This window comes from Anaerocolumna sp. AGMB13025, from assembly GCF_029689925.1.
Taxonomy (GTDB): domain Bacteria; phylum Bacillota; class Clostridia; order Lachnospirales; family Lachnospiraceae; genus Anaerocolumna.
The window spans coordinates 820170-842558 of the sequence record NZ_CP121445.1 but is presented as its reverse complement, the minus strand read 5'-3'; the positions used below and the strand labels follow the sequence as shown (position 1 = coordinate 842558).

Here is a 22389-nt window from a genome sequence, read left to right as displayed (position 1 = left end):
TCACTAGAAATTTGAAATCGATTGGCAATAGGTGCTCCGGTCTCTCCACTAATACAGGTTTACATATATACTAAGCTACTGCTGTTATCATATTTATATATTCTCATAGAACTCAAACACATTGGAATGGGTTTCTATAGATAATGCACAGTCATGCTGTAACTGGTAACGTTTAGAGGATATCCTATTCTATTCTATAAATTTGTATGATATAATAAAATATTAAAAAGGACTATCTGCAGGTTTTCGTGACGTAGCCATATTACATTATGCTTATAATGAGAGGGTATTTTGATATGAATACAATTAGTTATAGAAAATTAAATTGGCAAGATATTTCAGAATTTATAAGATTAAGAATGTGTCAATTACAGGAAGAAGGAGCTGAGCCAATATTCGATTTAGCACCTTCTTTATATGCTTACTATGATAAACATATTGCCGATGGCACTTTTGTGTCTTGGATTGCTTTATGTGGTGATGAAATTATTTCCACAAGCGGTATATCTTTTGTGGAAAAACCACCCTATTACAGTAATCCTTCCGGCAAAATCGGCTTATTATCAAGTATGTACACTTTAGAGCCGTACAGAAGAAAAGGAATCGCTAAACAACTGCTGGATCATGTAATGAATGAAGCAAAAATATATGGCTGCGGTGCTGTACATATTTCCGCATCCGATATGGGAGTTCTTTTATATAATAATTATGGATTCGAAAAAAATGGGAATTTTATGCAATATAAATTATAATAAAATCTGCAATGAAGTTGTGTCTTTAATTTACAAGATTAATAATTATTTTGTGCAATGCATTGTATTTTTCGTGCAATCAGCATATAATGTAAGTACCAGCAAGGAAGGGAGTTGATTGTATGGCTGGAACTACAACAAACATCAGCATCCGTATGGATTCCGAACTGAAAGCACAAGCGGATGAACTGTTCAATGAGTTAGGCATGAATCTGACTACAGCATTCAACATTTTTGTTCGACAGTCGCTACGTGAAGGTGGTATTCCCTTTGAGATCAAAGCAGATCGTCCTAACAAGGAAACCATTGCTGCTATACTGGAAGCGGAAAGGAATGCGAAAGACCCATCGGTCAAAGGCTACACTGATTTGGATGAACTGTTCGCAGATCTGAAGAAATGAGAGAAACCAAGCTGACCGTAAAGCTCACCACACAATTTAAGAAAGATTACAAGCTGGCTATGAAACGCGGCTTGAATATATCGCTGCTGGAGGATGTAATCACTCAGCTGGCTATGAGTGAAGCACTCCCGGAGAAAAATAAGGATCACGCGCTTTCCGGCGATTGGGTCGGACATCGGGAATGTCACATACAGCCAGATTGGCTGCTGGTTTACCGGGTGGATGATGATGTGTTGGTACTCACCTTAACTCGCACAGGAACGCACTCCGATATGTTCGGCAAATAAAGACTAGTTTACCGCCATATGGAAATTTGTTTCCTGTATGGCGGTTCACTAAATAATAGTATTCGGTTGATTATATTTTCGACCAGGTCAGTTTTAATCGAGATGCAATGTGCCTTTTACAGGATATTTCTAATTATTCATTTGATTTATCCAGTATAATTTATCAAGATTCAGTCTACAGGCATCCGACATAAGTACACAATAATTTACCACATCGGCAATTTCTACCTTAATCTTATCAATAATCTCCGTACATTTTACTTCTTCCCCGCTCCATTGGAATACTTCCAATGATTCAACAGCTTCTAAAGAAATGGATATACATAATCTCACTCCCTTATCCTAAGATAATCCTCTTATAATAAATCAAAAAAATCATCCTCTGGTTCCCCATCTAATGAATAAGTAGCTTTATAACTTGCAATTTGCTTTTCTTTGTGGTGTATCCACATTGATGCTGAAACCGTATTATAGCTGCATTCTGGCCAATTACCTAAATTCAATGATATTGTATGCACTTGTAAAGATAGATCGTTAATTCTTATATTTTTGAATACATCATTAAACTCTTCCGGATCATCAGCTTTATAATTATCCAACATTTCGTAAAATGAGTTTATTGTTTGCTCTTCAATTTTGTGTTCAAGTGCCCAATTCTTTAACTCTATGATATCTATTATACCACCCTTCTATTTGAGGTTTTTTAGTTCTCTATATATAGATTTCTCGTAATAGTTTTATATAGTAACATCTTTTTTGTTATTATACAATATTTTATGTTACTATTTTGAATTGGTCAGTTGTAAAACGAGATGCATTTTTGTAAGTCGATAATCTATTCCTTTATCGGTTGGTGTATATACCATGGTTTTAGAAGAAAACCTTAATACTTTGCAAATGCTGCATAGGTGAGTTGGTCCGCCAGCAATCCTTCCTCAATCGGTTCTTTGACTTAACACTCCATCAACAATTACGAATACCTTATCACAAAACTCCAACATTCTTTCATCATGGGTAACCATAATCGTTGCCTTCTGTTGTTCCTTGGTCTCTTTTGCTAATAACTTAACGACTTCAAAGGCCCTACTGGTATCTAAGCTTGCCGTTGGTTCATCTGCAAAGATTACCGACGGCTGATGATATAAGGCTTTGGCAATGGCTGCCCGTTGTCTTTCTCCTCCCGATAATTCATTGGGGTATTTATCTTTTAGTTTTTCTACACCAAGCTTTAAAAATAGTTCATTTATCCAGGGTAGGTTTACTTTTGTTTTCGTAATTTTATTATATAAAACCATTTGCTCCTGTATTGTTAAAAAAGGAATTAAATTAGATGCCTGCAAGATAAAGCCAATATTTTCTAAACGAAGTTTTGATTTTTCCTTGATATCTAATTCACTAAAAGGTTTGCCATTTAATAAGACATTTCCTGTGGTTGGCTTTTGCAGTCCGCCTAAGATAGTCAAAAAAGTAGATTTTCCAGAACCAGAGGGCCCTACAATTCCAATTAGTTCTCCTTCTGAAGCACTAAAACTTGTTTCCTTAAGGGCATTAATAACATTATCACCTTGTAAAAAATCTTTTGTCACACCAATCATTTCTATTAATTGTTTCATATTAACCTCCCATCTAAATCAGTATGTTGAAAAAACTGCTCTTGTTTTTTCAACTTAACTCCCTTTCGTGTGCTTTAGCAAGCTGTTCTTGTTTTTTTAACTTAATTCCCTATCGCCTTTAATGGATCTATTTTTAACACTGCACTCACTGAGAACAGTCCTCCCAAAAACGCAAATATAAAAAAAGCCGCTGTTATTACGAAATAAAACACAACATTTACAGCAAAGGGAATCACATCCGCTAATAATGCTCCTGTTACTAACGTTAACCCTAAACCTAAGATAATTCCAAATGCCACCAGTAAAAATGTTTGTATAATAACTGAGCCACCAATATATCCATTTGAAATACCTTGTGCTTTCATGACACCAAACATACTGGTTTTTTGGATGGTTAATACATATATAAATATTCCTAATACAAAGGCTGTAATAATAATCAGGAAAATAATCATGACAGAAAAAGTTAGTACTTGAGCCGTATAGCCTGGTAAGGTAGCAATATAGTCATCTGTTGTATAGCTAATTAAATCACTTGATAATTTATCTGTTTGACCCCTGACTACAATACCACTAAATTGGTCTTGCTTATTATTTGCTCCATAACGATACGTTTGCCAGGTATCTAAGTTCATATAAATGACAGGTGCTGTTTGATATGTACTCTTTTTAGAGAATCCAATTATTTCAAACTGCTCTGTGCTTCCCGTGACACCAAATAAATCTCCGATTTCATAACCTTCTTTTTTAAGCTCTTCATCTACAATAACTTGATTACCGGTTAAAGTAAGATCGTTAAGTTCAGGGGGTTTAATAAAACTATCATTTTCAATACCCCAAAAATACACATTAATTCTTGAATCCGGATTATTTTCTGAAGATGGATTATTAATTACGGCTGGAAACAAACCCAATTTTGCTTTTGAACCGGTTGTTTTGACCGAATCAAAATCCTCTTGGTCCATATAGGACATCATCATATTATCGTTGGCATCAACGGTTAAAATAATCTGATCGGAATTCCATTTTTCAATGGCATTGGTATATGAGGTAGCAAGACCGGTGGCTAACGACGTTAAAAAATATACTAAATAACTAATAAGAAAAATGACCGTAATGATTAGTGCAAATTTCGTTTTCGTATACTTTAATTCTTTCAATGCTAAAAACATAGGCTTTCTCCTTCTTACTTATTTTGGGATACTAATTTTTCAATATCTTTGGCTATTTTTTCAGACTTTACTCGCAGTGTATATCTTTTTAAGAATTATTGCAAAACTCACTCATACAATACTAAAATCAGTTTAACTTTCATTGTTTTGTTATATTATTATTTTTTACAATTTAATTGTATGCAATTTTTTATAATGTGTCAATACTTACTTTTTAGTTCATGTATAAATTATTTTGTATCATTCCCAAATGTATACAGTGAATGCTACTCCTTATCAATGGAGCTAAATATACAAATATATACATATATTCAAATATATACAAATATTATTAGACAAGTAATGTCTTAACAGAAAATAGAAAGAAATGTTTGATATACAAAGCCAGTACTATAAAGGTAAAGAAGGAAACAATGAAGGATAAGCAAAAGTAACTTACCTTTCCATTTATAGAAAGAGAATACGTGTTTTACAATAAAAATTATGCAATTGGGGTTGTAAAATTCCATGCAATCATTAATATAGTCATTATTATTATACCTAGCGTTGAAAGTATATCGTTTAATTTTATGGTCTTTATTTGTTTATTTCTTATAGTTGAAATAAACCTAAAAATTAACAGGATGAAAGAAATTGATAACAAAATAATATTTAGGTAAATAAAAAAATTAGTAATTACTATTGATGGTGACGTATTTATTCCTAATAGATAACTCATTAATAAAATTTGATTTAATGTAATTGCAAAACCGATCAGATTCAACAATATTGATATTACCCTTTGTTTTTTCTCTTCTTTGCTATATAATATTTTCTTTTTTCTATTTAATACAGTACTAATGATAAGAAACAAAGGATACAATAAAAATGCTAAAACGATAACTAAATATAGAATTCCTTCAACTATTAAGAACAAATTAGTATACGGAGGTTTCATTCTTAAGTATTCTTTCGCTACTACACCACCTTCATTTATTTTTGAAATATTGTTGTCTTTATCTTTTACAAAAAATATTTTATTACCTACCATTTTGACTACGTCTGATACATGTTCATCCTTAAGTTCATATAAATAAGGTTCCGTTTGTACAAAGGTTAAGTCTTTATACTTAATAGTATTATTATCAATTGCTTTTACTTTATCATTACCACTTAAAACTCCTAATAATTTTGTAACATCAGTATAATTTCTTCGTGAAGTTGAAAATTCCATACCATCTAGTTCATGTGAATCTGGTAAATTTATTCCTGCACGAATCTGTTTTGGTTCATTATTACCTAATAGCTTTTTAGTTAATCCATATGTAACATTTGTCTCTCCTGCATTATTAGTCAAAATAATTAGCCCAGTTTTAGTTGAAGGTGAAAATGACATCAACGATGTAAAACCAGTTTGAGCACCTCCATGCTGGTAATATAATACACCATCCATATATTCCCAAAATCCATGGGCACATCCTGTCATATCTTTATTTGCTTGATAAGTTGTTGTAAATAATTCATTCTGTATTGCTTGTTTTTCAAAAAGTGGTGTCTTATCTTTCATAAAAGCAATTGCAAAATTTGCAAGGTCAGTGACTGTTCCATTTAAAGAGCCATCAGGGTAAGCGTCCACATATGTCCACGAACTTTGGTTTAAATTACTATCATAACCCTTTGCCTTATTATCAACTATATAGCTTATATCAGCATATCTTGGATTAGCGGTAGTGCTTGTCATTCCAATCACCTGGAATATATTTTTTTCCAGATAATCATATAACTTTTCACCAGTTACACATTCCACAATGTATCCAGCCAACGCAGCACCAAAATTTGAATAGGCTACAACCGTTCCTGGTTTATATACTTGTTTCGGCATTGATTTCAAAAGTGCATCTTCTAAACTTCCAGACAATTCATCTTGATGAATTACATCACCGTCAAAGTACCTCTCCTCAAAACCTGCAGTATGATTCATTAAATCCAGCATTGTAATTGGCTTTTCAAACGATAATTTATGTTTTAGCTTTTTTATAAACTCCTGAGGCAAATAACTAAGTATATTTTCATTCAGATCAATTTTACCTTTTTCCACCTGTTGCATAACAGCTGTCCATGTGAAAAGCTTACTGATCGATGCGAATTCAAATACCGTTGAATTTGCATTAACCTTTTTTCTGTTTTCTTTATCCGAGTATCCATATCCTTTTGAAAATACCATCTTTCCGTCTTTTATAACTGCTACAGCTGCTCCCATTGTTGTATTACCTATATATTGAGACATATACTTGTCAATTGTATTTTCCATTCCATCTAATGACATTGTTTGAACAAGTGGAGCTTGGGCAGCATATACATTTGTGCTAGAAACTAACATATTTATTACTATACTTATAATTAAAATTCTTATAATGAGTAATTTTTTCATTTTAACCTCTGTTCTTGCGCACGCTCTTTGTGCATACCAAGTTTGTGGTGCGCAAGCACAAACTTGCGGTTGAAAACTTTATTTTTCAACCTATCCTCCTTAGTTAAAGTTGTAATTTTAAGTGAAATCATCCAACAGCAAAATCATTAATTTATTTCCGGTTAAATAGTATCAATCACAACCATCCTTCCATTCCCTTTTTGACTATGGCAGCAAATACACCTGTATCCTTACCACTGATACCAATATACAAGTGCAGGTTGTCATAATGACTGGTTATTACGATAAAATTGTATTATAAACTCCGTACCCTTCCCCAGTTCCGAATTGACTCTAATAGTTCCATTGTGTTTCTCAATAATTCTCTTCGATATAGTTAACCCCAAGCCTGCCCCCCCATCACTGGGTCTGGTAACATCTCCTCTTATAAATTCACGGAATGCATTATCTTGAAGTTCTTTTGACATACCTATTCCATTATCTCTGATTTTAATTATGATGGAATTTTCCTCTTCTAACAGTTCTACGGATATTATGGTTCCTTTTGGATTATATTTTAAGCTATTACTCAATAGATTAGTAATGGCACGATCCATTTCTATCATTGCTATCGGAAAGATAATTTCTTTTTCCGGTATATTCAAATCCAGATCAAATCCCTGCTTTTCAATCTCAATAAAGCATGAAGCAATGGCTTCTCTCAGAAATTCAGCAATATCCGTTTCTTTTTTCGCTATTTCGTAATTTTCCATATCCAGCTTTGAATAAAGAAATAATTCATTTACCATTCCATTCACCTTATTTGATTTATCAAGGATATATTGAAGGTATTTCTTTTTATCACGATCTTCCATTATCATATCTTCATTTAAGGCTTTTGCAAAACCATAGATGGTAGTAATTGGTGTCTTTAAATCATGGGATATATTCATTACCATTTGTTTTTTTCTTTCGTTTGTAAGCTTTTGTTCCGTTTCTAAATCCTGAAGTTTTTCAAGCATTGTATTAAAAGCATCTCGTATCATAAGAAATTCCCGTTCTGCTTTAAAATCCAGCTTTAATCTTGAGTTATCCTCCGTCATTTTCTGAATTCCTTCCGTAATCATTATCAAGGATTTTATAATTTTACGGTAGGTTAACCGGCTGTATAGTATGATGTTAATTATAATTAACAAGGAAATCACTAGAATACAGGCAACAACAAAAAACAGTATTGCAGCTTTGGAATTGCCAATTGGATCGTTTACTTCCATGTAGATAAATAAGGATCCCAGCGATTTTTTAGGAATCTTTACGATGCAAAAATAATCGTTCCCTTCTACTCCTTTAAAACTAGTTATAGAATAACTGTAACCATTCAGATGATATCCCGGAGTAGCCATATTATGTAGTTCCTTCTGTGAATAATTGAATTTATCATCTTCTTTCGTTCCAATGACATAAACGACATCTCTTCCATGTATGATTTCAACCCAACCTTTTAAATCTTTGATAAATTCTGAATCAATATTTTTATAATCCGGACGCACAATCCTGCTAGCGGAGATGACGGAAGGTATCTGTCCCTTTCCAAAAAGAGACATACTCAACAATGAGATGAGAATAACCCCTAAGACCAGAGTAATAACTAATGATACGATAAAAATAATATAATTACGAATTAATGTTCCATGTAGACTATTTGAACGAATTCTCAATTTTACCGTCCTTCGCTGTCAAAACGACCATCAAATTTATATCCTAAGCCTCTGACTGTTTTTATATAATACGGGTTTTTAGGATCATCTTCTATTTTCTCCCGAATATTACTCATATGTACCATAATAGTGCTGTCATCTGAATTATAAGGATCCTCCCATACCCGTTCAAAAATTTGTTTCTTTGTAAACACCCTGCCGATCTGTTGCATCAACATGGATAGAATTCTAAATTCTGTAGAAGTAAAAGAGAGTTCCTTCTCACACTTTTTTATAATACACCTCTCCAAGTCAAGAGTGATGTTCCCAGACGTGATTATTCTCTTATTATTTTCCTTAGGCATTACTTGATTAAGCTGATAAAATCTTCTAATCTGTGATTGAATTCTTGCTGTTAATTCTAGAGGATCAAAAGGTTTTGTAACATAATCATCCGCTCCTAGACCAAGTCCAAGAATAATATCATTTTTTGTGTTTTTTGCCGATAAAACGATAACCGGTATGTGGTACTTTTCTCTAATCCGCCGTACCAGTTGAAAACCATCCATGCCCGGCATCATGATATCGATAACCGCAAGATCACTTTCCGTCTCCTCAATCAGCTTCCATGCAGTAAGACCATCATAAGCTTTTATCACTTCAAATTTCTCTTTTAATAAATAAATTTCAATTAATTCAACAATTTCCTTTTCATCATCTGCAATTAAAATTTTTCTCCTCACTAGTTTTCATATGCTCCTTCCTACATACCATAGATTATACTTTCTGATAGTGATTATATATTTATTATGTTAGAAAATAAAGGTCATCTTTACTTTCCATCAGGCCTTCTAAGACCTAATCAAATGCTACTGTACCAGTGGCGCTAAATATTCTCTGGATTTTTTGATAAGCGTCGTCCAATACCTTCTAATTTAGATTTATAAACTACTTAATAAAATTAAATTCATGTCAGGAGGAAGATGATTTATATAAAGGATAACATAGAAACCTGAAGTTATTCTAAACTCAACCTAAAGATTACCTAAAAATGTCCGATTAAAAGGTGGGAGTAAAAGGTGGCTCCTATCCTTAACCCCCTGACTAAAAGGAACCATTGTAAGTGATTTAATAACTTTTTAATATAATTTTTTCAACATTTTACTAGTAAATATGCCAATATCCTTTACAACCTTTACTCCCCTATATTAGTCCATAATTTTTTGATAGGAATTCCCTAAATCATCATTAATTACTAAAGCTTCACCATTCGCTTTCAAAATTGAATCCTCTTTCAAAATTCTGGCACTATACTTCCACCCTTCCGGTAATTTAAGCCTTGATCCAAGGGTTTCAAGATCAGCAATTGTTAGTGTTGGATCTATCTGCTGTGAATAAGACTGCATTCTATATACGGAGCCATCCGGAGCTATTAACTCATAGACCATGTTACCTTTCCAGTATTCATATGTGGTCGATCGGTTTACAACATTTTCTTTATACGTTTTACCACCGACTGTACCGCTGAATATATTCGAATGCAGAACCGCACGTTGCGTCATCTCGATTCCTCCAAAATCAGCCACTTTTCCTTCCGCGGTTTGATTCGCACCTGCAATTTCATTTAACACCCAATACCTGGGACCATTTAGTATTACTTTCTTTGCACCATATGTTTTTGCCAGTTCCTCAGCATCCAGCTTTTCCCACAGTTCTTGAGGCAACTCATTCGATCCCATGGTATTATAGACTTCTACATACAACTTTGCACCTTTACTAAAAACCGGAATGATTTCTCCATATCGCAAATCTCTCTTGTCTTTCACATCGTCCATATATTGGGATTTTTCTACTTCTGGAATTCTATTGGCGAACTCCTTCATATCACCGCCGAACAGATATACCAGCACCCCTGCAGCAATTAACACTATAATAACGAAACCGATTAAAACTTTCTTCCTTAAGATATTTTTCATAATGTCATCCTTTCTTTTTTGGTTAAATGATACATTGTATCATTTGCATCTGTATTATATAATGAACTTAAGGATTAATCAATCCGATATCATTAACTGATACGAAAGCGAGGAATATGCATCATGAAAAGAACGAAACAAATAAATGAATCAAAGGAACTCATCTTTGAAGCGTTTATGCAATTATTAAAAGAAAAGAAAGAGGAAGATATTACTTTAACTGAGATAGCGGAAACTGCTGGTGTTGGTCGGATGACAATCTATAGACACTTTAAAGAAAAAGATGATATCCTTCTCTACAAAGTTAAACAGTACTACGAAGTTGCAAGACTCCAGCTTCAAGATAAAAAACTCTCTCTACTTGACCTCATGGAATTCAGATATAAGCTCATTTATGAATCACCACATATCGAGCACTTTTATAAAATAAATAAGTTACAATCCTTATTTGATGCTTTTCGAACAATTTATTCTTCTGATATCATGACCGTGCTCCCTCCATCAACGGATGCCTATACAATTGCCTTTATCATCTCAGGCATGGATGCCATCACAAATTTATGGATCCAAAACGGCAGAACGGAACCTCCAAAGCAAATGGCACAGCTCACAGCTCAAATTATTGAAAAAAATCTTTCAAACTAGATGTGTTAGTAAATACGAATAAATCCTTAAATGACAGTAATGATTAGTGCAAATTTTGTTTTAGAATACCTTAATTCTTTCCATGTTAAAAACATAGGCTTTCTCCTTCTTATCTATTTATCGGTAATACTTTTTCAAGATCTTTGGCTATTTTTTCAGGCTTTACTCGTGGCGAACGATCAAATTTTTTAGTACTTAGAAGAAACTCGTTTATTTTGGCACACAAAAAAAACTATATATGATTTTTCACATATAGATTCCATATTCGTGCGTTTTTATCAATACAATTTATTGTTCAGGGAACCACTCCATTACTTCACTAACTCGTTGCATAACAACGGTCCATTCAATTTCTCCTACAAAATAATTATCTAACCTAAAGGATTCCCATCTAACTTCCATTGCTTTGTCATGTAATATTCTCTCACATATCTGCATTGCTTTTTCTTTTGTAAAAATAGTTGCACGTTTCTTACAGGTAGCCAAAAATGCTCTATGTAACAAAGTCCCCTCTTGTAACTCCTCCTGTTTCTCTTTACTCAGAAAATAAATGTCATAGAAATCTCTCATTCTCGTATTCGCAATATCTCGACTAAGAACTATGTCATGATCATAGCATTACCTCCACGTATTTCATAATTTCATCTCTTAATCCTAGTTTCTCGGCATACATAAGCAAAACATCCATCTTCTTCTCTGAACTGCTCATATATTCCTTCATCGCCGTTTGAAAGGTCTGAACCTCGACATCACTGCGTTCCGCAACCATATCGCAAATGCATCTCTCTTTATCATAAATCCTTAATAGATTTCCATAATTAGACTCGACTTCAATAATCCCCATTTGATATAATTCTTTATGATATCTATGAATAACCAATCCCTTTTCTTTAAGACGAAAGGTATTATGATTTTTAGGAACGCTCACATGAATCTTTGAATACTCCCGGTCTGTCAAACCATGCAAATACAGTGCTGTTTCTCTGTCAAAAATCACAACTGGATTACTCATTTGAATAACATATAATTCGTCTAACCATGTATCTTCAGAGAAATAGATACCATGTGCAGCTTTTTCAAATTGATTTTCTTTCAAATATTTGGATAAATAGGTTTTCGAAATACCTGCTTCAACAACCTCAGCAGTAAAAAGATAACCGTTATTTTTCTCAGTCATAGCTTTAAGCTGTTCAATTTTTGTCATGGATATCATCTCCTTTGTTTACTTTTGTGTGAATTATACATCTAAATCGCACAAAAGTAAACCATATTAATTCTGTACTCTTATAAAATACTTCTCCCTCTTTAGAAAAGTTAATTCATATCTCTATTTTTCCCTTTTTTTATTGTAAAATACTATCAGGTTATGACAAACTCACTAGTGCCTTTAGTTGTGTTAGTGCCACCGGTTTCATTTTGTGTCATAAAAAAATCTTTTGAAGTCTTGCATCAAGACGATAGTTTTGGATAATAATCATAGTTTTGGTAGGCATTCCCGATGACTGTTCTGGTAACACAGTTATCAATAAGGGAGTGCCTTCTTTCTTTAGTTTATGGTCATTATACTCGTCAATTCATGGACAGGCAAGTTCGGTAGCTTTTGAATAAAATCCTGCAGTAAAAGCAATATACAATGGTTTTATTGTATATCTACTGGTTTTAATATATTTGCTGGTTTTAATATATCTGCTGGTTTTAATATATTTGCTGGTTTTAATATATGTTTACTAATTTTATCATCTTCAGTCCCGACGTTCCGGGTGAATATATACTCTTTTAAAATAGTCTCTGCTTTTCCTTCTTAATTTAAATCTTAACTTTTAGAATTCTTGAGACTATAATAAGTCAGAGGAATCATCATCGGAATTTGTGTGATCAAAATTCTTTTCTTTTACCTGACCGATCAGCCATATTACAACTTTCATCATGTATTTATTAAAGGCAATATCCTCCTGACCTATATTAATAACCATACCATCCAGTTCTCCTTTCTCCGCTAATAAATGAAAGAGATCATCGATAAACATAACAAAACCAGAAGTATCGTTACACTCCTGAAATCTTTCTTTCGATGTAAAAACCATGGCATAGGATTTACCTGCTTTATCTATTAGCCTATGGATATCCCCTCTCTCCGTACCTGTAAATAGTACGATATTATCTGCTCCTGTTGGAATCGTATCGCTGTTTACTGATAGAATTAACCCTGCGCATTCTTCTGATTCAGCGGCTATGATTTCTAGCATTTTGGCTAATGTATCACTGTTCTGGTTTTGTTTCCAATTTATTAGAGATTTTTCAATTTTTTCGTTGTGGAGCATGTATTCTATATACTCTTTTTGCTCTTCTTGGCTTATGCTCTCTGACATGATTTTCTTCGCCTCTCTTCCTATTAAGTGGTTATTTTAATTTTGAGTTATCATTTATATACTGTAGGCAAGATTCTACTTAAGTCTGCAAAATATTCACTCACTCTTTTAAATAACTTGCCGATATGTATTTAATCTTTTTGTCTCACTTTTACAACCGATTTTAATACATTTTTAGAGTAAAATCAATAAAAATGGTGCAAAAAGTGAGACAAATCATTAAACAATATTCGACATATAAAGAAGGGGGATTGCTATGCCTAAACCAAGAACCAGTTCTGGCGAGAAAAATCTTATCAGTGAACGTTTGATTGAGTTAAGAAAACAGAATAAACTTTCTCAACGTGATTTAGCCCACAAGCTTCAACTTGCAGGCTTTGATATGGATAAAAATGTGATTACCAGAATAGAAACGAACAAAAGATATGTAACTGACATTGAACTTCGTGCTTTATGCCAGGTTTTTAATGTAACTTATGATTATCTTGTGGATGGTAAGGAATAATATTTAACTTGTGTAAAAACGTGATGGAAAACTAGAAACTAATATTTTTGTCAAATAATATATTCGGATATTGATGGTCATATCGCAATGTGACACAATCAAGATTATTTAATAAAATATGAGGTGAATTGATGGATATAGTTAAAAAAATTGCTAAGTTAGTAGGCGTATCAATAATTTATAGTTATATATTTTATATAGATATATATTTCTGTCAAAATATTAACAACGATACTTTAAGAAATGTAATGCAAACTATTACATTAATAATACTGCTATATTTCTCGAATATTGGTTTGGGCATAAAAGGATATGTTTTTGAGAAGTATACTATAACTGCAAGAGTAATTACACAAATAATTATTCTATTAATGGTTTATTTTTTTAATGAAATATTATTTTACTTTGATATTATTAAATTATAACATACAATATCGATTTAGCCGTCATTAAAAGATGATAAGCGGACTCTCTGTTTCCGTTTCTCCGGAACTGCGGTTTCACCGCGCACGAGAATAATCAGTCACTGCATGTATAACTGGCTTGATTGAATTACCAATGAGCCATAACAGTTTACGCACCCGCATAGCGGGTGGTTTATTGCTGAGCGTAGATCCTACAATATAAAAAAGATATTGATAGAGACCTATAACATGCTCTATCAATATCTTTTATCGTTTTTAACACTCTAGTGTATTACATATTAAACTGATAATTGGTTTCATCGTACTCAAACCTCACTGCATTTACATCTGAAAAAGTTATCTCAAATATAAAGTGTTCGTAGTTTGCAGTACATAAAAAAATGAAACTATATAAATTGTCACTAACTTTATAATATGTACATAAAAAAATACTATTACTCTTTAAAAGATCAAAATTCAATGAACCTTTTACTTTAAAATCTTTTAATCCCATAAAATGCAACATTAAGTTATCTACTTCAACATCATTAAGCGGATTACTCCTTTTATCACCGTAGATTAAAACATTAGAGAAAAAACACTTGCATATTTTTTCTTCATAATCTACTTCAAACTTAAGTAAAATACTGTCCTCAAATACATAATTATTGATTTCCTTTAATATATCAGACTGTTGACTCTGTAATGCAACTTTTATATAATCATTCTGTTTTTTCAATAATTCATTTCTATCTCTTAAGTATAGTATATTATGTATATAATGAAATAATAAATTCAATTGATTATGCTCGGCGAAATCAAAGCTTTCACCCAGTTGGAGAACCTTAACCATGAAATTTACTAAATCTTTATTATAATAAAATTCAAAATCTTCATTTACAGTGTTATTTAATTTATATTTATTATATTCATTTGCAAATTTACTATTTTCTAGAATATTAACACATAATGAAACAACATAATCAAACTCAATTGTTATCATAATTATATACCCAGATACCATATATGTGTTAACCCAGGTGTACCGGAAGCATTCATTCTTATATGTACATGGGGTAAATTGTAAATTTGTTTACCAGAATTGTGCGCAGGATCCTTTTTATAACCATATATTGGTGATGCTTGTTGAGCAAGATGAGTTGCTATATTTATTTCATAAGTGAATACACCAGCATAAGAATTATTAGCAAGCACTTTTGTAATCGCTTTATCTATAGTTATCGGTTCAGCAACCCTTATTCCACCTAGACCTTTATAATCAACCAAATATGCAGACCAATATTTTGCACCTTGTTGCTTCTGGACCACTACAGCAGCGGTAGTAGTTCTCGCATTGAGTAAGTCCGATGCAGAATTAACATACCATGTGAGTATCAAATTATTAGCACCTACTGCAACTGCTGAATAGGCAATAACAATAGCTGTAAAGGTAATTAAACCCATACCTGCTATAAGCGCAACAAGATCAAGAAATGGAAAAGCACTTCCAATATTAATATAAGTGCCAATCGAAACTAATTGTCTTGCTATTTGATCAACCGTAAAGGTATAACCCAAACCTTTCATTAATTCCGAATAATCACCTGCATAACTATATGCCGGTGTAATAAGGCTTGGAGTTATATTTTGAGAATTATTGATTAAACTATCTGAATTTGGAAATTCACCGTATGCCGTATAATATTCATAATATTCTTTGGCTAAATTATCAATAATTTCTACTTCCGGGTTATTTAAAACATCTTTTGAGAATCCATAATTTAAATTTTCACTCTCAGAAACAGCAGAATATGAATTTTTCAGAATCTCAATATCAGAGTCACTTAAGTTTACAATTATATCTTCCGGAGCAATATTTTGTTCAACAGCTGTGTTTATCTTGTCATTCACTTTTTGCAATAGTCTTTGATTTTGACTTTTTATATCAGCTGCATTTACATGGCTAGCATTGATACAAAAAAACATAATAACACATAACATTATGGATGTTATTCTCTTAAAGAACCTCTTATTCATTTTTCCTCCCATGGGCTTTAGCCCTCTCAAAATTAGTTAATAGATATCTCGTTAAAAAGTATGACAGTTTTTCCTCCCTTCCGTAAATATTATACTTTATTTTACATTGAGTCCCAATTATTTTCAAGTTTTTACCAAATTCTTAATAAAATTGTAAGCTTTTTTATATTTTATGTTTTTATGTTAAAATTATAGTCTTATATTCATAGTATTTTTTTATCTCTCCTCCCAGTAGATTCGTTTCAACTCGACAATAAGAAAAGGACTGAACCCTATATTATCAGTTTTTGTAGTAGATTATATATTACTCATATCTACTATTAGTATATATACAATCTTTAAAAAAGCTATAAAATAAGTTGATATCCAATCAATGGATGCCCAATAACCTACCAAATAATCTATCTATTATTAAATTTATATTTTCCAAGCAACACAAAATCCCTGTAGCTATACAAGTTACAGGAATGCGAAGCGTGAAAAAGAAAAGTAAGCGGTAAATCATACGTACCGGCAACAAAAAAACAAAGCCGCCAGATGATGGCAGCATAGAATATATGGTTTTTGTTTTTAACAAGGTAAATGGTAAATAACCAGTCCTGCTCAATTTCCTCATACGCTCAATACCATAGCTTTTGACTACAGCACCTATGGGTGTTTTGCAATCTTCACCTGTATGCCGATTGCGGAAGACCTACTTCCATCTCTTAGAAAGCAGTTACTATAATTCTTTCAGTATCCTCTAGCATTCAGGACTCACTATGTGATAAACTAACTCTATATTAATATCGACAAATATTCTTGGATACTGTCTTGTGGCACAACTTCATCTTAACATAGCAGTTTCTTATTAATAACCTACGTAACACCTCTGATTATTGTATCACCCCTTTATAGCTGGAGGGTTAATTTTTTCATTTAGATATAGTTCATTAATTTTTGGTATATTCATAATATATAAAATCACTGTCCTCATTTATGTACTTAAAACCTACTTTTTCAAGAACATGCTGACTACGGGTATTCCTCAAAACTGTATCAGCATATACAATTTGCAAGCCCAATTGATTTACGCCATATTCTAACATTTTCTTTTCTACTACTGTACCATATCCTTTTCCTTTATGAATATCTTGTGTTAGCGCAATTGAAAGTACTGCTGTTTTCTTTTCAAAGTTAATGTTTTTATAATACACATTCCCTATTACATTAGTATTTTGCACTATTGCAAACCATCTTCGGTTTTTATCATGAATTTTTTTATCAAAATCTTTTTGAGCATTTTCTCTGTCGTATACATATGGTATGTCACACATCATTGGATCAGCTATATAATTCATTCTTTCTTTATGATATAGCTCTGATGTCATTGGTATCAATTTAATGCTATTTTCTAAAATTATTATTTCCACTTTCTACCTCCACTACTTTTTATAATTACTTTATCTGTCAATAACTCAACTTTCCCAACAGATATTTCCAAAAAATCTGCTTCGGTTATAGGATGTCTCATTTAGTTTGATTTATCATACGATTAGCATCTTTCTGTAATGGTTTCTCTTCAAGTGCTGATTAATCTTTTTCTTTGGAAAGAACAGTATTATCGCATTACTTCCAGTTGTCTATAATGTCCAGTGTTTTATCTCTGAATAAATTATTACAATTCTTAATGATCAACTACTTGCTCCATAAATCCAGTTTCTAAATCCACAATTTTTTGCAGATTGGTAAACCGGACGCAACACATTTTCCAGTTCTCCTGCAAATTCCGGATATTCTATTCCTTCTCGGTAAATACGTCGTCTTACATCATCATTATTTAGATGCTCTCTTACACATTTTTCAAATTCTTTATGTATCTTGTTATATTTCCATATCATCTCATAAGAGAAATACTCTACCTGAGCTAACCTTGGAAAATAAATTTCCCAATTAGGAAGCCTATTACTTTTAGAACTATTAATACTTTTTGTAGTAGGATGAAGATTCCACAATTCATCATGGGCAACATATGACCAAGGGACAAAATGATCAATTGAAATATCTTGTGAAGTCAATAGCTCATGCCCGTAAATATCATAAATTGGCTTTAGCGAAAGCAACAACTTCCAATACTTCTTAACCTTCTCCAGCTTTCTTTCCTGTGGTGGGTATAGCTTATCTGCAATGCCCGGTACACTGGGATTTTTTCGCTGCAAATAAATTATCATGTTATATTCAAGCCATCCTTTGATTATCTCCTGATTTTTTACAATATAACTTTCCAATCTTTCTGAATTATGATTGTCGTATTCATCCCGTTTAAAGCACTAAAATAATACATTAATCTTTTTTCCTGATTAATCTTTGCTACCAATGAACTCTCAGATTTCTTCCATACCTCTCCTCTTACCAGTTCCATAAATGGTGCCTGGAGTTGATATGGAACGTTATATATGTTAATGTTCTTTTTCTTTTTCGTATTTCTTGATCGGACGTATTCTTCAGATAATCCAGTATAATATCTTTTTTCTCTGCCGACTTTATACCACTGACTTTTTGCATATATAAAACCAATATCTCTAACGTATCCTTCGGTCCAAGTTTCAAATGATATTCCGTTACCATATACCACGCATCTGCAATCATCTCATCAATGAGTTCTTCAAAAAAAGAATCGACGTGTGAAATGCGAGTTTTGTCCCTGTATTATCTCAAAAAATAATAGATTCCAAGGAATCACGCCCAAAAATCAAATACAGTTTAACATTATCACTGCATATAGTATTTTTCAATTATTCCAACACCATATGCGTAAAATATAGGTATAAGATAATCTAATTGCATTTATTTCAACATATACTTTCTGTTTTTACTGTTTCCAACTGGTATAAGAGCCCCTTGCTCTACTAGTTTTTTTAATATACGACCAGACATTGTTTGAGATACTTTCAAAAGCTCCTCCACATCTTTTCGTGTGACTTCTGTTTTGTTCTCAACCAGCCCAATTACAGCCTGTTCCTGCTCAGACAATAAACCTCTTTCTTGCAATATATTTTTATTAGGGAGTGTAATTTTAAAGGCATTTTCAGAGATTTCAAACTTAGGCTGTAGTGGAAAACTCTGATAGCTTTTTAAAATCTTTGGGATTCCCGTTCCATATGCCTCTATCAGTGTAAGCCGATAGAAAATGTGTGCAAGATTTTCATTGCGAGTTATAGAAACACCAAGCATAATATCATCAGCCGAAATACCTCTGACCAGCCCACCCACCGATATAAATTCGATTCTATCATCAAATATGCTAATCAATGTGCTCGCACTATAAGAATAATCCCGGTGGACTAAAGAATTCAGCAACGCTTCTCTTAATGCATCTTCCGGATAATCCCTCTTGTCTATCCGGTGAAGCCCGGCAAATTCCGCCCGAGTGCGGTTATACTTGGAAATGTATTCGTATACCTCGTTCAGCTGCTGTAACAGTGAACCATTGAATTCATGCCGATCCTTAAATACCGATTTGTCAGTTCCTTCAAATACGGCTGCCTTGACGGTATGCACACACTGATCGGAAAGCAGATAAGCAAGGTTTGTATAGATTCCATCTGCATTAACAAGTTTCAGTGTTTTGTATTGTGCCGTGCCAAAAGGAACCTTTCGAGAAGAGAATTCCCTTTGAGCAGCTTCGAAGGTGATTTCTTGATTTAAAGAACGCATATCCTCATAGCTGTCCCCATCTGTCTCCTTAATCATTTTTCGAATTGCACTTTCCGATGCCGGTACCGTGGAAGCGCCCTGGCGAACAAATACGCCTTCAGGACGCAACCCTTTTCCTATCAGATAATAGGGACTCTCTGTCCCTCTTTGTACTATAATTTTAATAATTTTCTTATTCTCCAACTCTCCTGTCTCGTATGAAGTAAACAGAGTAATATCCGGTTTAACTGAATCACGTATCATATTGGATAATTTTAAAATTTCATTATCTGTATTCTCTATTCCAACGATCTCTCCAGAATCTTCAATCCCAACATAAACAATTCCTCCATCTGTATTGGCAAAGGCTATTACTGTTTTACGGATATCATCGACCACCTGTCGCTTTAATTCCAGATTTAATCCTTCTATAAACCTCATATTCAGACCTCCTTTTTCCTAACACACATTCTAACACATTCTAACCATTCTCGTCAACGAAATGTGTTAGCATTTTTCGACCACATTTTTCAGTCAAATGAAAATTATTCTTTCACAATACTGCAAACCCACGCGCCAGCACAACATAATGTGCTTTATATCTTGATATTCCTCTTTATATAGCGGTATACTTCCAAGAATAGTATAGATGTACTAGAATAGTTTTTTCCCAAGAACAGCACTCAATAATACTTAAGTTTTGTCAACTCTTCTTTATTAACAATCGTACTTCATAAATTTCAAACTTGAAGTAAGGATTGTTTCTGTATAGTGTAACTCAACCGACAATCAAGTTTTCTATTATTTTCTTTAAAAAACCAGACTTCAGTAGCAATAGTTGTTCTACGAGGCTGGACTAATTATCACAAACACACAGTTGCAAGCAAAACGTTTTCAAATGTTAACAATGCCTTATATTTACTGTTACAAAGATGGGCAAAGTGACCTGCTCCCTGTTTTCGTATACAGGGAATGTTAGTAATTGCTTGAATGTTTCAACGCATATTCTTCCGGTGTCAGGTTGTCAAGGGAGGAATGGGCCTAACTCGGTTATATTCCAGCGGTCAATTTTCAAAGATTTCCTGTGTCTCGGACAGGCTGTGAAACCAATGTTGGTTGAGACATTCCGTACGGAGTTTTTCATTAAAGCTTTCTATAATAACTGTTTTGCATGGGCTTCCCCGGATCGATAAATATATGCTCCACTTTGTGATCGTACGCCCAGGCATTCATAACATTGCTCGTAAATTCAGAGCCGTTATCCGTCAGTATTTCTTTGGGCAACCCGCGTTACTTCATCAATGACGGTCAGAACCCGAATGTTAGAGCCATACTTAGCCTTTTATAACAGAAAGAATGGCATTATAGTTTTTAAAGAACACTGTCATTTCTCTTGTCGATGTTTTTTCTTTTAGGCAATCGCTTTGCCACGTATCCCTTGGCACTTTAATATATGTATTTTGTGGTGGCTTAATGTTCTCTGCAAAACACTGATGTGCAATACTATTGATTGGGACTTTGCTTTGGCGTTTGGGTAATATCATCCGACAATTTGGTGATTTTACAGACCACTGAATAATCCCATTTTCTGCCCAAACAGCCATAAAACTTCCTTGTAAAAAAGCAATTGTACGAATTACTGACGCAGATAACCGACACATCGTTAACACGATATTTTTTTGGTTTCTTGTTATTGTCGCCCTCACATCCCGTGATTTATCGCATTACTTCCGGACTTCTATAATTTCCAGTGTTTATCTCTAAACAACTCATTATAATTCTTCATACTCAACTACTTGCTCCATAAATCCAGTTTCTAAATCAACAATTTTTTGCAGATTGGTAAACCGGATGCAACACATTTTCCAGTTCTCCTGCAAATTCCGGATATTCTATTCCCTCTCGGTAAATACGTCGTCTTACATCATCATTATTTAGATGCTCTCTTGCACATTTTTCAAATTCTTTATGTACCTTGTTATATTTCCATATCATCTCATAAGAGAAATACTCTACCTGAGCTAACTGAGGAAAATAAATTTCCCAATCAGGAAGTCTATTACTTTTAGAACTATTAATACTTTTTGTTGTAGGATGAAGATTCCACAATTCATCATGGGCAACATATGACCAGGGGACAAAATGATCAATTGAAATATCTTGTGAAGTCAATAGTTCATGCCCGTAAATATCATAAATTGGCTTTAGCGAAAGCAACAACTTCCAATACTTCTTAACTTTCTCCAGCTTTCTTTCCTGTGGTGGGTATAGCTTATCTGCAATGCCTGGTACACTGGGATTTTTACGCTGCAAATAAATTATCATGTTATATTCAAGCCATCCAGAACCATATCCTATATGTTGACAGCATGTACCCGCAGCCGTACTGAAAGGCAAAAAGGAAAGCCCTGATTCTTACCGAAATAGAAACCAGAGCCTTCTGCTCTTGGGATAGTTTACACAGCTG

Annotated in this window: 27 protein-coding genes; 7 read left to right on the top strand and 20 right to left on the bottom strand. The window is 33.3% G+C overall.

What is annotated here, in order from left to right; genetic code table 11:
• Positions 1-296 precede the first annotated feature (296 nt).
• From QA584_RS03605 to QA584_RS03595, 3 genes are all read left to right on the top strand, one after another.
• A complete protein-coding gene (locus QA584_RS03605) occupies positions 297-752 on the top strand; it encodes a GNAT family N-acetyltransferase (protein ID WP_278273137.1) in 456 nt (151 codons plus the stop codon).
• A gap of 122 nt (positions 753-874) precedes the next feature.
• The gene (locus QA584_RS03600; protein WP_278273136.1) at positions 875-1153 is read left to right on the top strand and encodes a type II toxin-antitoxin system RelB/DinJ family antitoxin; all 279 of its coding nucleotides are present in this window, start codon (positions 875-877) and stop codon (positions 1151-1153) included.
• The gene (locus tag QA584_RS03595; RefSeq protein ID WP_278273135.1) at positions 1150-1440 is read left to right on the top strand and encodes a type II toxin-antitoxin system YafQ family toxin; all 291 of its coding nucleotides are present in this window, start codon (positions 1150-1152) and stop codon (positions 1438-1440) included. The genes QA584_RS03600 and QA584_RS03595 overlap by 4 nt, the downstream gene beginning before the upstream one ends.
• Before the next feature lie 129 nt (positions 1441-1569).
• Here the strand turns inward: QA584_RS03595 and QA584_RS03590 are convergent, their stop codons facing one another.
• From QA584_RS03590 to QA584_RS03560, 7 genes are all read right to left on the bottom strand, one after another.
• Entirely contained in the window at positions 1570-1773 is a 204-nt protein-coding gene (locus tag QA584_RS03590) for a MazG-like family protein (RefSeq protein ID WP_278273134.1), read from the bottom strand.
• A 602-nt stretch (positions 1774-2375) separates the two neighbouring features.
• Entirely contained in the window at positions 2376-3053 is a 678-nt protein-coding gene (locus QA584_RS03585) for an ABC transporter ATP-binding protein (protein WP_278273133.1), read from the bottom strand.
• A gap of 101 nt (positions 3054-3154) precedes the next feature.
• The gene (locus QA584_RS03580) at positions 3155-4225 is read right to left on the bottom strand and encodes an ABC transporter permease (protein ID WP_278273132.1); all 1071 of its coding nucleotides are present in this window, start codon (positions 4223-4225) and stop codon (positions 3155-3157) included.
• A 481-nt stretch (positions 4226-4706) separates the two neighbouring features.
• Positions 4707-6635, bottom strand: a complete 1929-nt coding sequence (locus QA584_RS03575) for a serine hydrolase domain-containing protein (RefSeq protein WP_278273131.1) — start codon at positions 6633-6635, stop codon at positions 4707-4709.
• 263 nt (positions 6636-6898) lie between these two features.
• Positions 6899-8332 (bottom strand): HAMP domain-containing sensor histidine kinase, encoded by a 1434-nt coding sequence (locus QA584_RS03570; protein ID WP_278273130.1) that lies wholly within the window; start codon positions 8330-8332, stop codon positions 6899-6901.
• Between the two features lie 2 nt (positions 8333-8334).
• Positions 8335-9054 (bottom strand): response regulator transcription factor, encoded by a 720-nt coding sequence (locus QA584_RS03565; RefSeq protein ID WP_278273129.1) that lies wholly within the window; start codon positions 9052-9054, stop codon positions 8335-8337.
• A gap of 465 nt (positions 9055-9519) precedes the next feature.
• Entirely contained in the window at positions 9520-10287 is a 768-nt protein-coding gene (locus QA584_RS03560; protein ID WP_278273128.1) for a hypothetical protein, read from the bottom strand.
• A 123-nt stretch (positions 10288-10410) separates the two neighbouring features.
• Here QA584_RS03560 and QA584_RS03555 point away from each other — a divergent pair, with 123 nt between their 5' ends.
• Positions 10411-10932, top strand: a complete 522-nt coding sequence (locus tag QA584_RS03555; protein WP_278273127.1) for a TetR/AcrR family transcriptional regulator — start codon at positions 10411-10413, stop codon at positions 10930-10932.
• A gap of 288 nt (positions 10933-11220) precedes the next feature.
• On the opposite strand, the gene QA584_RS03550 is transcribed toward QA584_RS03555, so the two are convergent.
• From QA584_RS03550 to QA584_RS03540, 3 genes are all read right to left on the bottom strand, one after another.
• Positions 11221-11502: a nucleotidyl transferase AbiEii/AbiGii toxin family protein gene (locus QA584_RS03550; RefSeq protein ID WP_278273126.1), complete on the bottom strand. Its 282-nt coding sequence runs from the start codon at positions 11500-11502 to the stop codon at positions 11221-11223.
• Between the two features lie 40 nt (positions 11503-11542).
• The gene (locus tag QA584_RS03545) at positions 11543-12136 is read right to left on the bottom strand and encodes a type IV toxin-antitoxin system AbiEi family antitoxin domain-containing protein (RefSeq protein ID WP_278273125.1); all 594 of its coding nucleotides are present in this window, start codon (positions 12134-12136) and stop codon (positions 11543-11545) included.
• Between the two features lie 631 nt (positions 12137-12767).
• Positions 12768-13301 carry an SseB family protein gene (locus QA584_RS03540; RefSeq protein WP_278273124.1) on the bottom strand — a complete coding sequence of 178 codons (534 nt, stop codon included), beginning with the start codon at positions 13299-13301 and terminating at the stop codon, positions 12768-12770.
• Positions 13302-13557: 256 nt separating this feature from the next.
• On the opposite strand from QA584_RS03540, the gene QA584_RS03535 reads away from it, so the two are divergent.
• Both QA584_RS03535 and QA584_RS03530 read left to right on the top strand, forming a co-directional pair.
• On the top strand, positions 13558-13806 hold the full coding sequence (locus QA584_RS03535) for a helix-turn-helix domain-containing protein (protein WP_278273123.1): 249 nt from the start codon (positions 13558-13560) through the stop codon (positions 13804-13806).
• Between the two features lie 131 nt (positions 13807-13937).
• Positions 13938-14231, top strand: a complete 294-nt coding sequence (locus QA584_RS03530) for a hypothetical protein (protein WP_278273122.1) — start codon at positions 13938-13940, stop codon at positions 14229-14231.
• A 271-nt stretch (positions 14232-14502) separates the two neighbouring features.
• On the opposite strand, the gene QA584_RS03525 is transcribed toward QA584_RS03530, so the two are convergent.
• The 6 genes from QA584_RS03525 to QA584_RS03500 form a co-directional block, all read right to left on the bottom strand.
• Positions 14503-15213: a hypothetical protein gene (locus QA584_RS03525; protein ID WP_278273121.1), complete on the bottom strand. Its 711-nt coding sequence runs from the start codon at positions 15211-15213 to the stop codon at positions 14503-14505.
• Positions 15214-15215: 2 nt separating this feature from the next.
• On the bottom strand, positions 15216-16259 hold the full coding sequence (locus tag QA584_RS03520; RefSeq protein ID WP_278273120.1) for a hypothetical protein: 1044 nt from the start codon (positions 16257-16259) through the stop codon (positions 15216-15218).
• A gap of 920 nt (positions 16260-17179) precedes the next feature.
• A complete protein-coding gene (locus tag QA584_RS03515; RefSeq protein WP_278273119.1) occupies positions 17180-17659 on the bottom strand; it encodes a GNAT family N-acetyltransferase in 480 nt (159 codons plus the stop codon).
• A gap of 261 nt (positions 17660-17920) precedes the next feature.
• Entirely contained in the window at positions 17921-18457 is a 537-nt protein-coding gene (locus QA584_RS03510; RefSeq protein WP_278273118.1) for an HNH endonuclease domain-containing protein, read from the bottom strand.
• A 38-nt stretch (positions 18458-18495) separates the two neighbouring features.
• Entirely contained in the window at positions 18496-18861 is a 366-nt protein-coding gene (locus QA584_RS03505) for a hypothetical protein (protein WP_278273117.1), read from the bottom strand.
• A 212-nt stretch (positions 18862-19073) separates the two neighbouring features.
• Entirely contained in the window at positions 19074-20363 is a 1290-nt protein-coding gene (locus QA584_RS03500) for an RNA-binding domain-containing protein (protein ID WP_278273116.1), read from the bottom strand.
• Positions 20364-20756: 393 nt separating this feature from the next.
• On the opposite strand from QA584_RS03500, the gene QA584_RS28800 reads away from it, so the two are divergent.
• Positions 20757-20867 carry a group II intron maturase-specific domain-containing protein gene (locus tag QA584_RS28800; protein ID WP_278275105.1) on the top strand — a complete coding sequence of 37 codons (111 nt, stop codon included), beginning with the start codon at positions 20757-20759 and terminating at the stop codon, positions 20865-20867.
• A 119-nt stretch (positions 20868-20986) separates the two neighbouring features.
• Here QA584_RS28800 and QA584_RS28795 read toward each other — a convergent pair whose 3' ends face one another.
• The 4 genes from QA584_RS28795 to QA584_RS03480 all read right to left on the bottom strand — a co-directional run bounded on the left by QA584_RS28795 (position 20987) and on the right by QA584_RS03480 (position 22247).
• Positions 20987-21079, bottom strand: a complete 93-nt coding sequence (locus QA584_RS28795) for an integrase core domain-containing protein (RefSeq protein ID WP_442870349.1) — start codon at positions 21077-21079, stop codon at positions 20987-20989.
• The gene (locus QA584_RS28790; RefSeq protein WP_442870348.1) at positions 21066-21155 is read right to left on the bottom strand and encodes a hypothetical protein; all 90 of its coding nucleotides are present in this window, start codon (positions 21153-21155) and stop codon (positions 21066-21068) included. The genes QA584_RS28795 and QA584_RS28790 overlap by 14 nt, the downstream gene beginning before the upstream one ends.
• A 101-nt stretch (positions 21156-21256) precedes the next feature.
• The gene (locus QA584_RS03485) at positions 21257-21526 is read right to left on the bottom strand and encodes a hypothetical protein (RefSeq protein ID WP_278273115.1); all 270 of its coding nucleotides are present in this window, start codon (positions 21524-21526) and stop codon (positions 21257-21259) included.
• A 217-nt stretch (positions 21527-21743) separates the two neighbouring features.
• Entirely contained in the window at positions 21744-22247 is a 504-nt protein-coding gene (locus QA584_RS03480; protein WP_278273114.1) for an HNH endonuclease domain-containing protein, read from the bottom strand.
• Between the last annotated feature and the right edge of the window lie 142 nt (positions 22248-22389).

What these genes read in the sequence shown, in the direction of transcription:
- QA584_RS03605 (WP_278273137.1), top strand. Translation starts at nt 297, where the DNA reads ATGAATACAATTAGTTATAGAAAATTAAATTGGCAAGATATTTCAGAA.
- QA584_RS03545 (WP_278273125.1), bottom strand. Translation starts at nt 12,136, where the DNA reads ATGACAAAAATTGAACAGCTTAAAGCTATGACTGAGAAAAATAACGGT.
- QA584_RS03525 (WP_278273121.1), bottom strand. Translation starts at nt 15,213, where the DNA reads ATGATAACAATTGAGTTTGATTATGTTGTTTCATTATGTGTTAATATT.
- QA584_RS03595 (WP_278273135.1), top strand. Translation starts at nt 1,150, where the DNA reads ATGAGAGAAACCAAGCTGACCGTAAAGCTCACCACACAATTTAAGAAA.
- QA584_RS03485 (WP_278273115.1), bottom strand. Translation starts at nt 21,526, where the DNA reads ATGGCTGTTTGGGCAGAAAATGGGATTATTCAGTGGTCTGTAAAATCA.
- QA584_RS03535 (WP_278273123.1), top strand. Translation starts at nt 13,558, where the DNA reads ATGCCTAAACCAAGAACCAGTTCTGGCGAGAAAAATCTTATCAGTGAA.
- QA584_RS03480 (WP_278273114.1), bottom strand. Translation starts at nt 22,247, where the DNA reads ATGATAATTTATTTGCAGCGTAAAAATCCCAGTGTACCAGGCATTGCA.
- QA584_RS03585 (WP_278273133.1), bottom strand. Translation starts at nt 3,053, where the DNA reads ATGAAACAATTAATAGAAATGATTGGTGTGACAAAAGATTTTTTACAA.
- QA584_RS03510 (WP_278273118.1), bottom strand. Translation starts at nt 18,457, where the DNA reads ATGATAATTTATTTGCAGCGAAAAAATCCCAGTGTACCGGGCATTGCA.
- QA584_RS03555 (WP_278273127.1), top strand. Translation starts at nt 10,411, where the DNA reads ATGAAAAGAACGAAACAAATAAATGAATCAAAGGAACTCATCTTTGAA.
- QA584_RS03550 (WP_278273126.1), bottom strand. Translation starts at nt 11,502, where the DNA reads ATGAGAGATTTCTATGACATTTATTTTCTGAGTAAAGAGAAACAGGAG.
- QA584_RS03540 (WP_278273124.1), bottom strand. Translation starts at nt 13,301, where the DNA reads ATGTCAGAGAGCATAAGCCAAGAAGAGCAAAAAGAGTATATAGAATAC.
- QA584_RS03530 (WP_278273122.1), top strand. Translation starts at nt 13,938, where the DNA reads ATGGATATAGTTAAAAAAATTGCTAAGTTAGTAGGCGTATCAATAATT.
- QA584_RS03575 (WP_278273131.1), bottom strand. Translation starts at nt 6,635, where the DNA reads ATGAAAAAATTACTCATTATAAGAATTTTAATTATAAGTATAGTAATA.
- QA584_RS03520 (WP_278273120.1), bottom strand. Translation starts at nt 16,259, where the DNA reads ATGGGAGGAAAAATGAATAAGAGGTTCTTTAAGAGAATAACATCCATA.
- QA584_RS03500 (WP_278273116.1), bottom strand. Translation starts at nt 20,363, where the DNA reads ATGAGGTTTATAGAAGGATTAAATCTGGAATTAAAGCGACAGGTGGTC.
- QA584_RS03600 (WP_278273136.1), top strand. Translation starts at nt 875, where the DNA reads ATGGCTGGAACTACAACAAACATCAGCATCCGTATGGATTCCGAACTG.
- QA584_RS03580 (WP_278273132.1), bottom strand. Translation starts at nt 4,225, where the DNA reads ATGTTTTTAGCATTGAAAGAATTAAAGTATACGAAAACGAAATTTGCA.
- QA584_RS03560 (WP_278273128.1), bottom strand. Translation starts at nt 10,287, where the DNA reads ATGAAAAATATCTTAAGGAAGAAAGTTTTAATCGGTTTCGTTATTATA.
- QA584_RS28790 (WP_442870348.1), bottom strand. Translation starts at nt 21,155, where the DNA reads ATGAATGCCTGGGCGTACGATCACAAAGTGGAGCATATATTTATCGAT.